This window comes from Bacillus sp. JJ1773 (assembly GCF_036962035.1).
Classification (GTDB): domain Bacteria; phylum Bacillota; class Bacilli; order Bacillales; family Cytobacillaceae; genus Cytobacillus.
Map to the genome: position 1 here is coordinate 1 of NZ_JBALNX010000006.1, position 13,552 is coordinate 13,552.

Below are 13,552 nucleotides of genomic sequence, written 5' to 3' on the forward strand. Positions count from 1 at the left end.
TTGTTCGTATATCTCTTAATTGTCCTTCTTCTATTCCTTGAGTATAGAATTTGTTTACAATCTCGTCTATTTCATTATCTCCTTTTTCTACAATTGCTTTAACTTCTTCTTTTAATTCTACAGGTGGAAATAGTAAAAAGCGTACATACATCATACCTTCTTGTTTATTTAGAATAAAATTACAGCTATTTTTAAATAATAAATAAAGCCTTGTTTCTAAATCCTCATTTCTATGAATCTCATATGTATCCTGCATTCTCATAAGTAAAGCGTCCATAACCATGTCTGCTACGTATAAGTACAAATCATTTTTACTTTTAAAGTGATTGTATATCGAGGGTTTTTGAATCCCTACTTCATTTGCGATTTGCGATAACGTTGTGCCTTCATAGCCGTGCTGAGCAAACAAACGCTTAGCTGCTTCAATAATTTGGTCTTTCGTATTCAATTCCTTCATCCTTTCAAAAAAACAGTTGAAAATACACAAAATCAACGTTATACTAACTACCGTTAGTTAATAATAAAACAAAGAAGGTGTTTGAACAAATATGTGGATTTTAGTCATCATTGCAGGCATCTTTGAAGTTGGTTGGGCCACAGGATTAAAACATGCCAACTCGCCTTTAGAATGGACTTTTACTATTATAGGAGTTGTTGTTAGTTTTATACTGCTTGTCCGAGCTGCTACAACTTTACCTACAAGTACAGTATACGCCGTTTTTGTAGCATTGGGTACAGTTGGAACAGTGTTAGTTGATATCATTATCTTTCATGCACCTTTTAATTTGGGTATGCTCTTCTTTCTTGTCTTACTACTTGTGGGAGTGCTTGGGTTAAAACTTGTCACCGGTAAGCAGGATGCAGAAAGGAGTCAAGAAGGATGAGTTGGTTATTCTTAATTATCGCAGGTATTCTTGAAATTGTTGGTGTTACTGGTATGCAGATTATGGGGAAAGGTCAGAAACTAAAAGGATTCCTTATTATATTGATTGGTTTTATTTTTAGTTTTACCTTTCTTAATCTTGCGATGAAGACCGTTCCTTTAGGTGTCGCTTATGCAGTTTGGACAGGAATTGGAACTGTAGGTAGTGCAATCATAGGAATGTTGTACTATGGTGAGTCCAAAGATAAATTGCGTATTTTCTTTATTGCATTGGTAGTAGTGGCAGTAATCGGTCTAAGATTAGTATCTTAATCAAAGAAATTTTGAAGAAGGTTGCTAGTTTGGTTGAGGAAGGGAAGCTGCGTCCGCTTTTGGATTCAAATATTTTTACGTTTGATGAGGTCTCAAAAGCCCATGAGTATATGGAGTCAGGTAAGACGATAGGAAAAATTGTTTTGAAAAATAGTTGGTAATATTAATGCATCTTTGAATAAACGCATCATCAACTTTACTTTAAGTTCATTTAAAAGCAGATGTTCAATAGGATCTGTATAAGATTCTCGAATTATCGTCTGCTTTTTTAAAAATAAAAACCATTAGGGAATAGTACTAGAAATTTTGATTCCGCTAAAGAGGAATACGATTCGTGGTTATACTATTTGGTACCTGCCAATTGTCGAATACTCTTTATCATTCCTCTTCAGGAACCACTCAAATTATAACAAGCATTATTGTTATTTCTCCAAAAAAAGAAGCCTATCTCTAGACTTCTTTAGTCACCTTATTTATTTTTCAGCTCCAACACTGCCACATTTTCCACATGCGCCGTTTGAGGAAACATATCCACCGGCTGAATCATATCAACCTTGTAACTAGAACTCAATACATCAATATCCTTCGCCAAAGTCGATGGGTTACATGATACATACACAACCTTCTTCGGCTTCACTTTCAAAATCGTTTTTAAAAGCTGTTCATCAAGCCCTGTCCGTGGAGGATCCACAATGATAACATCTGGCTTCCATCCCTCTTTTACCCATTTCGGCAGCAGGACTTCAGCTTTTCCAGTGACATATTTAGCATGCTTAATCCCGTGACGAGTAGCGTTTTTCTTAGCATCTTCTATAGATTCTGGGATGATGTCCATTCCGCGGATTTCAGCTGCTTGCTCCGCTACCCATAAACCGATTGTACCTACTCCGCAATAGGCGTCCACTACTTTTTCTTTCCCTGTTAATCCTGCTGCATTTTTCACTTCATTATAAAGCTTGACCGTTTGTTCCGGGTTAAGCTGGAAAAATGTCCGTGCTGACAATTCGAAGGATAGATCGCCAAGCGTTTCTTGGATAAAGTCATTTCCTTCAAGATTGACTGTTTCTTCACCAAAAATTAAGGATGTTTTTTGTCCGTTAATGTTTTGGATGATGGACTTCACTGCTGGCAGTCGCTTTTTAATCTCTTGGATAATGAGATCTTTTTTCGGAAGTTCTTTTTTTGCCGTAATTAAGACGATTTGCAGCTCGCCTGTTTGAATGCCGACTCTTGCAACGATTGTTCTAATTAGACCTTTTCTTGTTTTTTCATTATATATCGGTATTTTCAGATCTTGCAGTATCCTTTTTACGGTTACAGTTGCATTATTTGTTTGCGGATGCTGAACGGCACATTGGTCAATATTGATGAGACGGTGAGAGTTCATTCCGTATAGGCCTGCGAGTACTTTTCCGTCTTTCAGTCCGACTTGAAATTGGCTCTTATTTCTGTAATTCCAAGGGTCGTCCATACCGATTGTTTCTTTAATATCAATTTGGTTTGGGTTCAACTTCGTATGTCTTTCCAGTGCCTGAATGACAATATCACGTTTTTCTTTCAGCTGCTGGCTATATTGCAAATGCTGAAGCTGGCAGCCCCCACACTGTTCATAAATCGGGCATAGCGGCTGGACACGATGCTCTGACTTTTTACGGATTTTCTTTATTTTTGCCTCTGCGAATTTTGGGTTTACCTTCGTTGCTTCAACAACAACCTCTTCCCCAGGCAATGCTCCAGGCACAAAGACAACCTGCTTTTTAAAATAGCCTACGCCCTCACCATTAATTCCGAGCCGTTTAATTGTCAGTGGAAAAGTTTGATTTAGTTTGAGTTTTGCTGTTTGTTCTTGTTTCATGATGCTCGATCACTCCAGATTATTCGATGCTTCTCCATAAATACAGGGAAGCATAGCTTAAGTAAGGTTCCCAGCCTTTTGAATAATTCTCCATTTGCTCTACAGCTGGTTTCGCTTCTAATTGATATAATTTTTTCAAGGCATTTTGAATGCCGATGTCTGCTGTTGGAAAAAGATTCGGACGGCCTAGACCAAACATGAGGAAATTTTGAACCGTCCATGGTCCAACTCCGCGCAATTTAATTAATTGTTTAAAAATGTCCTCATCTGATTGTGTTTTTAGTTCATCAAAGTTGAGGTTACCTTCTATTACTTCTTTAGCAATGCCAATCACATATTCCGCTTTGCGTCCGCTGAACTGGAGCTCACGAAGGTCTTCTACGGTAAGCTCGGCGACTTTTTCCGGCAGGGGGTAGAACCAAACACCCTCTTTTTCAAATCCGAAAGTTTTGACAAACCGCTCTGTTAAAGTATGGGCAAAGGACATATTCAGCTGCTGGTGGATAATGCATTTTAATAGACAGTTATACGGTGAAAAATCGAGAACAATGGGTGTGCCATAGTGTTGTTCAAAGATCTCTTTAAGGTCCGTATTCTTGAAATGTTGGCCAATCATTTCAAGTGGAGTAAGCCATTGAAAAATTTCCGCTAATCTTTTATCGGCTTTTTCCTTATATTTGCCCTCTGTCCCATCAATCACGAATTCGGGGGCTAAAGTTGTTCCATTTGCTTTTACTATTGCCACAATCGGTTCATCTTCAATCAGCAGTGGCACTTTTACCGATCGATTGGCTATATCCACTTGATTAAGCGGGTCGATGGAAAGCCTGTCCAGTACAAGATCAAAATTGTAAGGGCCTTTTATTTGTATTGTTTCCAAGAATGATCCGTCCTTTAACCATTTTTCCGTCATTATAGCATTTTTTCTTATGCTTTGACTAAAGCTGTACCTGTAAAAACGCAAAAAAGACCCATGATCGGGTCTGATTTTTAACAAATCCGCCACTTTGGATGATATATCCGCCAGATTTTGATTATATCCGCCATTCTCGGCAATATATCCGCGACTTTTCCTAATATATCCGCTAGCCCCCATTTCAATAAAGCATTCTCTCCTCCATCCCCTTACTCATCATCAAATCATCAAGGCTTTTAAACGTGTAGCCCCGCTTTTTCAAATCCTGTATCGCTTTTTCCAGTGCATCTGCATTGTCTTTAGATACGGTGTGAAGCAGCAAAATAGCTCCAGGATGAATTTGTTTCATGATATTGTCGTAGGAATATTGCCAGCCTTTTTGCTGATCGACCACCCAATCTTTAAAAGCTAAGGACCAGAATATGTGAGTGTAGCCATGCTGCTTAGCTACTTCGATTGTTCGCTCGCTAAAAATGCCCCTTGGCGGACGCAGATACGCCATCGTTTTTATTCCTGTTAGCTTTTCCGTCCCCTCCCGAACCATTTCCAATTCCTTAGCAATTTTCTCGTCACTAATAGTTGTCATATCAGGATGATGCCAGGAATGGTTGCCGATAATATGACCTTCGTTGGCCATTCGTTTGACAAGATCAGGTGCAGTTTTTAAATAATGCCCCGTAATGAAAAATGCTGCTGGCACCTTTTCCTTTTTCAATACGTTTAAAACTTTTTCTGTATAGCCATTTTCATAGCCATTATCAAAGGTTAAATAAATTTCTTTTTTCGTTGTATCTCCCTTGTAGTAGGCACCTAGCCGTTCTAGCATGTCATCTAATCCTTTACCAGCATCGGCTGGCTGCTCATTTGAGCCCTTTTTAAATCCCCAATGAATAGGAGAGTTGGCGTAATTGGCATAGGCTGTTGATGAAAAAAACAAGAAAATGGCAGTTAAAATGAGCAAATGTCTAAGTGATTTCATCTCTGCACTCCTCTTTTATTTTTTCTTATTGTTTGTGCAGTCAGGCAAAACATTCGCGCCAAACCATGCCAATAAACTCCATAAAAAAAAGCCCTAGCCATTTCAATGACTAGAGCCAAACAATATTAAAATACGCGCTCTTTAAATTGAGCCAACTTCTCTAAAGATGATTTATCAACATCCGCATGCAAACTGTTTCCGTGTGAATCCATTGTGACTACAGCAGTAAATCCTTCAACTTTTAAATGCCACATTGCTTCAGGAATACCAAATTCCATCAAATCAACGCCTTCAACATCCTTAATACAATCCGCATAATATTGAGCCGCACCGCCGATTGCGTTTAAGTACACACCGCCATGTTCTTGAAGAGCTGCCAAAGTTTTCGGACCCATTCCGCCTTTTCCGATCACCGCGCGGATGCCGAATTTCTTCATGATATCGCCTTGGTATGGCTCCTCACGAATACTTGTTGTTGGACCCGCTGCCTTCACATGCCACTTTCCTTCAGCATCTTTCAGCATAACAGGACCACAGTGGTAAATAACTTGGCCATTTAAATCAACTGGTGCGTCATGTGACATTAAGTGGTGATGGATCGCGTCACGGCCAGTGTACATTCTGCCGTTAATTTGAACGACATCTCCAACTTTTAAGTTGCGAATTTGTTCTTCTGTAATAGGAGCTTGTAAAGTAATCACTTCAGCTTTTGTCTCGGCAGCTGCCGCTGTTTCTTTTTCAGCCTCAGTTGCAGCGAAATCGATGTTTTCGCCTTCTTGATACATCCATTCGTTGATTTCACCAGTTTCAGCATTTACAGCAACACCTAAACGGCGGAATGCCCAGCAGTTATAGGCTACAGAAACAAAGAAGCTGGCAGGAATACGGTTCATCACACCAATTTTACAGCCTAATAGGGTTGTCTCTCCGCCAAAGCCCATTGTACCGATTCCAAGCTTGTTGGCATTCTCCATGACATATTCTTCAACTTTGCGAAGATCTTCATTTGGATTTACATCATCGTTTGAACGGAATAACTGTTCCTTAGCAAGATCATATCCTGAAGAACGATCTCCGCCAATACCAACGCCGATAAAGCCAGCGCTACACCCTTGTCCTTGTGCTTGGTAAACCGAATGCATGATACATTTACGAATGCCATCGAGATCACGGCCTGCACGACCAAGTCCTTCAAGCTCACAAGGCAAGCTGTATTGAATATTTTTATTTTCACAGCCGCCCCCTTTTAAAATAAGGCGGGCATCGATATAATCATTTTCCCATTGATCAAATTTAATAACTGGAACACCTAATCCAAGATTGTCCCCGCTATTATCCCCTGTTAGCGAGTCAACTGAATTCGGACGAAGCTTTCCATCCTTCGTAGCTTGTACAATCGCATTTCTAATTGCTTCTTTCATTTCAAGCTGGTTTGCACCAACAGGCGTCTTAATTTTGAAGGTTGGAAGACCTGTATCCTGACAGATTGGTGAAACATTATCATCAGCCATTTTAATATTATTCGTGATAGTCGCTAAACTCATAGCTGATCTAGTTCCAGCACTTTCATTTTCCTTCGCAGCCTGAATTGCACGACGTACGTCTTTTGGAAGCCTTGTTGATGTTTCAACAATTAGCTGATACATACTCTCTTGAAACTTTTCGATATTCATCCTCGTTCCCCTTCCCCTTTGCGAGTATATCTATTTTTTCAAATAATTATAATTGCCGTCTATATTATACTCCTAAAATGGAGGTAATTAAAGATAAAGCACTCATTCTGATTGAGGAAAAGGTGACCATACTAACTGGATTCCAAAATAAAAAGAGCCACTAAGGCTCTTTTTTAATCACGATTATTGAATTCGCGGCATTTCGATTCAATGTCGTCAATGATTTCTATCAGACGGTCGATATCATCAATATCTGCTTCTTCTGGCTCAATAGCATCCAGAACGTCAAGAAACATATTTAACCGCTGTTTTAAAAATACCACTTGGTTGTTTTTATCTTGTATCGGACTACCCAAAATGTTCTCTCCTTTCGTAACGATAACATACTACCGAAAAACTCCTCTTTTCGCAAATTGAATATTTATATTATGATCAATTGTTTGGTTAAATAAAATTATGTTGTCTATCGTATCCCGTTTGGATGCGTGAAAGGTGTAATATACATCCTTAACTACCTTCCACTGCATTTTTTCTTCCCGAAGGGCGTTATAAAGCCCTCTTACCTACCTTCGACTGCATTTTTTCTTCATGAAGAGCGTTTTAAACCCTTCTTAACTACCTTCAACTGCGTTTTTCATTCACGATGGGCGTTATAAAGCCTTCTTAACTACATTCGACTGTATTTTTTCTTTACGGAGGTAGTTATAAACCCTTCTTAACTACATTCGACCGCATTTTTCATTACGAAGAGAGTTATAAACCCTTCTTAACTACCTTCTACACCGTTTTTCCTTCACGATGGGCGTATAAAACACACTCAACCTCATTTAGCCCGATAATACTCCACCGAAAGCTCCCCATTCCTCACTTCCATCCGAATTCCTCTCCAGCCTTCAGAAAGCTTTATTTGTTGCGCTTCCGTGTCCCCCATTGGAATAAACAAGCTCTCGCTCCAATCAGGCTCCGCGCTCTCCTCCAAATCCATCACAAAAATATAACGCAGGCTGCCGCCGTATTTCTCCTTCAATGAAGCTATCCGCATGCCTTGTGAGAATTTATCCTTTAAGCTTGGAATATTGAATGGAGCCACGGTACAGCAAACATATCGATAGCCATGATCATCCTTAGATAATTCCTTCATAATCAGCCCAGCCAACGTTTTTTGCAGCTGATTCCCGCGATAATCAGGTAGGACATTTGAGATTTCCTGATAAATAACTTTTGGCAGCTCAGATTCACTAAGGCCAATATCTATCCCTAAGTGCTCTTCATCCATAACAGGAACTAATAAAGCTCGAAAAGCAATTAGTTCTCCATCAACAAATGCCCCAATCATCATTCCATTGCCCTCTAAAATATATCGAAACTCTTCTTCCGTCAGTGGCTGAAGAGTATTTTTCCCATTTAGATGTGAAATGACTTGATCCTGTACATTCAAAATCCTTGCTACATCCGCCATCGTTAAAGGCTGGACAACAAAGGGGATCTTTTGGCCTTCCTTAATTAACGTTCCTTCATATATATGCATCACCTAAACACCACTCCTAGCGAACAACATCCTGTAAGACGGTTAATTCATTCAATACTTCTTCATTTATATCTACACCTAACCCCGGTTTCTCAGTTAAGCGGATAAATGGAACATCGTAATGAAGATTGCCGATATCCTTTGAAAATTTTAATGGCCCTGTAAGCTCAACACTTGTGATGACTTTTTTAGAAAAAGCAACATGGAAGCCTGCAGCAGAGCCGACAGATGATTCGACCATAGATCCAATCTGGCACTCAATTCCAGCTAACTCTGCCTGGTGTGCAAGTTTGACCGCGGGATAAATGCCGCCGCACTTCATCAATTTAATATTGACTTTGTGGGCTGCACGCTTTTGGATGATCTCGAGCATTTCTCGCTGTCCCTTTAAGCCTTCATCAATCATGAGAGGAACTGTTGTTTTCGCGTTTATTTCAACCATCCCATCTATATCATCAGCCACAACCGGCTGTTCTACCCAATCTAAATGGCAATCGCGCAATTGATTTAATGCGACAAGAGTGTTGGCACTATTTCTCCAGCCTTGGTTCACATCGACTCGAATGGCGATATCATCCCCAACCTTCTCACGGACAGCTTGAATACGCTCAACATCCTTCCTGACATCTGTGCCCACCTTCATTTTAAAAGAACGATAGCCTTGCTCAAGCATGGAAGCAGCTTCACTTGCCATATGTTCAGGTTCGGCAATGCTTAACACATGTGTAATTGGGAACTCATCATGATAACGTCCGCCAATCAGCTGATAAACCGGCTGCTGTATTTTTTTGCCCATAATATCAAAGCAAGCAATATCAATAGCTGCTTTAGCCGTTGGAGCTCCGTATATCGATTTATTCATTATGTCGTGAATTTTTTCGATTTCCATTGGGTTTTGGCCAATAAGAACAGGTGCAAGTGTATTTTTAATAATGGTGTAAACACCCTCTAACGATTCCCCAGTCACGTGCTCATCTGCTACACCTTCCCCGTATCCAACAATTCCTTCGTCTGTTTCAATTTTAACAATAACAGAAGGCATATCATTGTAAGTGTGATAGCTGACAACAAAGGGTACATGCAGCGGTAAATGAATAGCATAAAGATGGATAGCGGTTATTTTCATAAAATTTTTCTCCTTTTTTGTTTAAAATTTTCAAATAATTTGTTATAGTTGTCGTTAAACAGTCGTTAATTATAAAAAATAAAATCCCCCTTCAAGAGGTGAAACATGCAAACAAAAATCGCTGTCATAGGTTCAGCTGAATTTTTCGAACAGATTCAATCTGTTTCGGAACAAGTCCCAAATATTGAATTAGAGGGGTATATTTATAAACAGCCACAGGAAGCTGAGTACTTAATTAAACAAATTAAGCCATGTGACGTTGTCTTCCTATCCGGTACATTGCCCTATTTATTTTCCCAAAAGTATCATGAACAATTGCCGATCCCTATCCTCTATTTAGCACAGGATGAAATGACGGTCGCCTCAACGCTGCTTGCTGCATTATACCATAAGAAGATTTCATTGGATCGAATTTCAATTGATTTATTTGATGCTTCCATTGTTTCCAACGTCCTGGATGCAGTTGATATTAAGACAAGCCCCTTGCATGTTAGAGATTATGAGGATATTTTACTGCAAGAACCGTATGACTTTGAACAGCTTGTTTCCTTTCATCACTTATTGTGGAAGCAAGGGGAAATTGATTTAGCGATTACAAGTGTACATGTTGTTTATAACCAATTAATCCTTCAAGGCGTTCCTGCCATTCGGATGGCTGATCCAAAGACTGCCTTGATTCGCGGTCTACAGGATGCGAAGGCAAAGGCTGAGTATGTGAAAAGCCAAGCTTCACAAGTGGCTGTCGGCTATATATCCGTTGATTCACTAAATGAACAACAACGGAAAAATCTTGATACATTTGCACACGAGATTTATGCAACTGTTCAGCAATTAAATGATTCTCAGTTTGTCTTGTACAGCACTAGAGGAGACATAGAGTCGATGAGACATGAAGACCTCAATCAATTATTTTCTAAAACGGATGGTAATGCCATTGGCTTTGGCTATGGTGCGACCATGAAGGAAGCTGAAAAAAATGCCCTAATTGCTTTAGGTTTTGCCGAGAAAAATGAGAATAGCAACTGTTGTTTTATTTTAACAGAAAAAAAGGATCTTCTTGGCCCTTTCCCACAATTGCATAAACAGCAAAAACTCGTAAATGATCACCCTGATTTATACCTTATCGCACAAAAAGCAAAATTAAGCCCTGCCAACCTCTCAAAAATCATTAAGTTTTCCAAGGACATTCATCAGTTTACTTCAGCTGATCTGGCAGATTTTCTTCAAGTCACTAGGCGTACAGCTGAAAGAATGATAAAAAAGCTAACTGACCATGGGTACATTCAGATTGTCGGTGAGGAGATGACCTATCAACAGGGCCGTCCGCGAGCTCTATATAAACTGAATATCCCGATTTATTTTTAAGGAAAAAAGGAAAGTTCTGTTAAGGAACCTTCCTTTTTTATGTTACGCCTTCATTACTAGTTCATCTTTTTTCTGCTGCTCAAGCTTTTCCTTATCAGTTAGCTTTACAATAGAGAAACCAGTATATGCAAAGATGATTGAGAGAATTGGAACAACAAAGTTTAAGATTGCGTATGGAGCATATTCAAATGTATGAACACCAAGTGTTGCAAGGATGAATACACCGCAAGTATTCCATGGAACAAACACAGAGGTTAGCGTTCCCCCATCCTCCAGTGCACGGGATAAGTTTTTAGAATGCAAGCCTTTATCACGATAAGCTTTTGCAAACATGCGAGATGGGATAACGATTGAAATATACTGCTCTGAACAAGAAACATTTGTTGCAAAACATGATACAACTGTTGAAGCTACTAAGCTCTTTGCAGATTTTGCAAGCTTTAATAATTGGTTCACAATCGCTTGAAGCATACCTGTATTTTCTAAAATTCCTCCAAATGTCATCGCCACAATTGTCATTGAAACAGTATACATCATTTCATCTAAACCGCCTCGGTTAAAGAGATTGTCAACCATTTCATTGCCAGTGTCAATGAGGAATCCGCTTTGTAAAGCAGCGACCGCATCGGCAACATTTCCGCCTTGTACAAAAATCTGAGCTAGGAAACCTAGCAAGATACCAATAATAAGAGCCGGTATGGCTGGAACTTTTTTAGCAACGAGAACAATAACGAGAACAGGAACTATTAATAGGAATGGAGAAATAACAAAACTGTCCTGAAGAACCTGAATCGTTTGATCAATGCTTTGTGCATCCATGGCTCCATCCGCAAATTTTCTTCCCATAATAGCATAAACGATTAAAGCAATCGTAATCCCTGGGATCGTTGTGTAAAGCATATGTTTTATGTGAACAAATAAATCCGTGCCAGTTAAACCTGCCGCTAAGTTAGTCGTGTCTGAAAGCGGTGACATTTTATCTCCGAAATAAGCGCCAGAAATGATTGCACCCGCAATCATTGGAGCAGGAATTCCCATACTTAAGCCAATTCCCATTCCCGCAACCCCAATCGTACCCATTGTGGACCAGGAGCTTCCAATTGCCAATGAAACGATACAGCAAATAACACAGATAGCTACAAGAAATAGAGATGGTGTAATAATTTTTAACCCATAATAAATCATAGTCGCAACGATTCCGCCGCCTATCCAAGCACCAATCGTTAAACCTACTAGCATAATAATAATGACTGCAGGAAGAGCTAGACGTATCCCCTTATACATCATCTCTTCAATTTCATCCCATTTGAATCCTACACGCCATGCTACAATAGCAGCAGTTGAGGTTCCCACAATAAGCGGAATATGCGGCCCTTGTTCTAATACAACTACCGCTATTGCCATGACCACAATCATTACCAATAGCGGAATAATGGCAAGACCAAACGTCATCTCCCTTTTTTGCACGTTCATTTCCCCTTTTTTATCGTTTTTCCAAACAAAACCAATTTTTCGACTATTTTTAATTGTCGTTAAATAGTCGTTAATATGGTATATAATAAACTGTCCTAGGCATTCCGTCAATTTATTTTTATAAAAAAACGAATCTACTCTTTTAGGCATTTCTTATAAGTTGTAAGCTTATCTTTGACATAAGAGCATTTTATTTTAGAATGATAATGGATTTTATTTTAAAGGAGAGCAAAATGATTAAAAATATGCTGCAGGTAAAACCTGCAAACGATCAATGGGAAGCCTATCAGGATATGGATGAGTTTGGAGAGCTTACTCTTTCCAATATTGAAATTACAACAACAGTTTTATGCAATATGCGCTGTGAGCATTGTGCAGTTGGATATACTCTACAGCCAAAGGATCCTAAGGGACTGTCCGTTGATTTATTACTTAGGAGGCTTGAAGAGGTGCCACATTTGAGGGCACTAAGTATTACAGGCGGAGAACCTATGCTGTCGAGGAAATCCGTGGAGGAATATGTAGTCCCCTTACTTCGATACGCACATAATCGTGGGGTCAAAACGCAAATCAACTCCAATTTAACGCTGGAATTAGCTAGATACGAGGAAATCATCCCTTACTTAAATGTACTACATATTTCTCACAATTGGGGTACGGAGGAAGAATTTATTGAAGGCGGCTTTGCCATGATGGAACGGAAGCCAACGTATGAGCAAAGACAGAAGCTTTTTATACGCATGATTGAAAATAGTCAGGAATTAGTTAAAGCTGGTGTTATGGTTTCAGCCGAAACGATGTTAAACAAGCGGACCCTGCCTTACCTCGAGAAAATCCACAAGCAAATTGTGGAGGAAATGAAATGCCAGCGCCATGAAATTCATCCAATGTATCCATCTGATTTTGCATCCAATTTAGAAACGCTGTCATTAGATGAGATTCGTTCCGCAATTCATCATTTATTGGATATTCGAGATGAAAATACTTGGATGTTGTTTGGCACCTTGCCTTTTTACGCTTGCAGTGGCAATGAAAAGGATTTGGAGTTGTTGACACGCTTATATGCTGCGAAAAATGTTACAGTTCGAAATGATCCAGATGGCCGTTCCCGTTTGAACATTAATATTTTTACGGGAGATGTCATTGTGACGGATTTTGGTGATACTCCGGCGCTGGGGAATGTCCAATCTGATCAGCTCACGGACATTTTCGACAAATGGCTTGATACCGATTTAGCCCGATCATTAAATTGCCACTGTCCTGAAGTACGCTGCCTAGGACCTAATGTACTGGTGAAAAATAGTTACTACAAGGGTATTAATTTTATGAATTTGACTAGTAAGTTGTCTCGGCTTTAGTAGGGATCAGGTCGGCAATGTGGGGCTTGAAGGGCTCATATCGCCATTCGACTATGGGTTTCCAAATCGAAGGGCGTTATGGAC

Annotated in this window: 13 protein-coding genes and 1 pseudogene; 5 read left to right on the forward strand and 9 right to left on the reverse strand. The window is 39.5% G+C overall.

Features of this window, described 5'->3' with window-relative positions; all coding sequences use genetic code 11:
- The coding region (locus V7127_RS01515) for a TetR/AcrR family transcriptional regulator (protein ID WP_335483032.1) at positions 1-448 on the reverse strand (448 nt) is incomplete at its 3' end.
- Positions 449-548: 100 nt separating this feature from the next.
- Between V7127_RS01515 and V7127_RS01520 the strand changes: the two genes are divergently transcribed.
- The 3 genes and pseudogenes from V7127_RS01520 to V7127_RS01530 all read left to right on the forward strand — a co-directional run.
- Positions 549-884: a DMT family transporter gene (locus V7127_RS01520; protein WP_335354848.1), complete on the forward strand. Its 336-nt coding sequence runs from the start codon at positions 549-551 to the stop codon at positions 882-884.
- Positions 881-1,195, forward strand: a complete 315-nt coding sequence (locus V7127_RS01525; protein WP_335345958.1) for a DMT family transporter — start codon at positions 881-883, stop codon at positions 1,193-1,195. Before V7127_RS01520 ends, V7127_RS01525 begins: the two co-directional genes overlap by 4 nt.
- A gap of 5 nt (positions 1,196-1,200) precedes the next feature.
- A pseudogene (locus V7127_RS01530) lies at positions 1,201-1,356 on the forward strand (zinc-binding dehydrogenase); the annotation flags it as partial.
- A 308-nt stretch (positions 1,357-1,664) separates the two neighbouring features.
- Here the strand turns inward: V7127_RS01530 and rlmD are convergent.
- The 7 genes from rlmD to V7127_RS01565 all read right to left on the reverse strand — a co-directional run bounded on the left by rlmD (position 1,665) and on the right by V7127_RS01565 (position 9,272).
- Entirely contained in the window at positions 1,665-3,050 is a 1,386-nt protein-coding gene (gene rlmD, locus V7127_RS01535; protein ID WP_335483034.1) for a 23S rRNA (uracil(1939)-C(5))-methyltransferase RlmD, read from the reverse strand.
- A 19-nt stretch (positions 3,051-3,069) separates the two neighbouring features.
- Positions 3,070-3,963, reverse strand: a complete 894-nt coding sequence (locus V7127_RS01540; protein ID WP_335483036.1) for a DNA-3-methyladenine glycosylase family protein — start codon at positions 3,961-3,963, stop codon at positions 3,070-3,072.
- A gap of 184 nt (positions 3,964-4,147) precedes the next feature.
- Positions 4,148-4,945 carry a delta-lactam-biosynthetic de-N-acetylase gene (pdaA, locus tag V7127_RS01545; RefSeq protein ID WP_335483038.1) on the reverse strand — a complete coding sequence of 266 codons (798 nt, stop codon included), beginning with the start codon at positions 4,943-4,945 and terminating at the stop codon, positions 4,148-4,150.
- A gap of 125 nt (positions 4,946-5,070) precedes the next feature.
- Positions 5,071-6,618 (reverse strand): fumarate hydratase, encoded by a 1,548-nt coding sequence (locus V7127_RS01550; RefSeq protein WP_335347085.1) that lies wholly within the window; start codon positions 6,616-6,618, stop codon positions 5,071-5,073.
- A gap of 173 nt (positions 6,619-6,791) precedes the next feature.
- Positions 6,792-6,974: an SE1561 family protein gene (locus V7127_RS01555; RefSeq protein WP_335347086.1), complete on the reverse strand. Its 183-nt coding sequence runs from the start codon at positions 6,972-6,974 to the stop codon at positions 6,792-6,794.
- A 467-nt stretch (positions 6,975-7,441) separates the two neighbouring features.
- Positions 7,442-8,149, reverse strand: coding sequence for a GNAT family N-acetyltransferase (locus V7127_RS01560; protein WP_335483039.1), 708 nt, complete (start codon positions 8,147-8,149; stop codon positions 7,442-7,444).
- A 13-nt stretch (positions 8,150-8,162) separates the two neighbouring features.
- Complete coding sequence (locus tag V7127_RS01565) at positions 8,163-9,272, reverse strand: mandelate racemase/muconate lactonizing enzyme family protein (protein ID WP_335483041.1); 1,110 nt, start codon at positions 9,270-9,272, stop codon at positions 8,163-8,165.
- A gap of 105 nt (positions 9,273-9,377) precedes the next feature.
- Between V7127_RS01565 and V7127_RS01570 the strand changes: the two genes are divergently transcribed.
- Entirely contained in the window at positions 9,378-10,637 is a 1,260-nt protein-coding gene (locus V7127_RS01570) for an HTH domain-containing protein (RefSeq protein ID WP_335354844.1), read from the forward strand.
- A gap of 42 nt (positions 10,638-10,679) precedes the next feature.
- Here V7127_RS01570 and nhaC read toward each other — a convergent pair whose 3' ends face one another.
- Positions 10,680-12,089, reverse strand: a complete 1,410-nt coding sequence (nhaC, locus tag V7127_RS01575; protein WP_438823956.1) for a Na+/H+ antiporter NhaC — start codon at positions 12,087-12,089, stop codon at positions 10,680-10,682.
- 254 nt (positions 12,090-12,343) lie between these two features.
- Between nhaC and yfkAB the strand changes: the two genes are divergently transcribed.
- Positions 12,344-13,468, forward strand: coding sequence for a radical SAM/CxCxxxxC motif protein YfkAB (gene yfkAB / locus V7127_RS01580; protein WP_335483043.1), 1,125 nt, complete (start codon positions 12,344-12,346; stop codon positions 13,466-13,468).
- Positions 13,469-13,552: the final 84 nt, after the last annotated feature.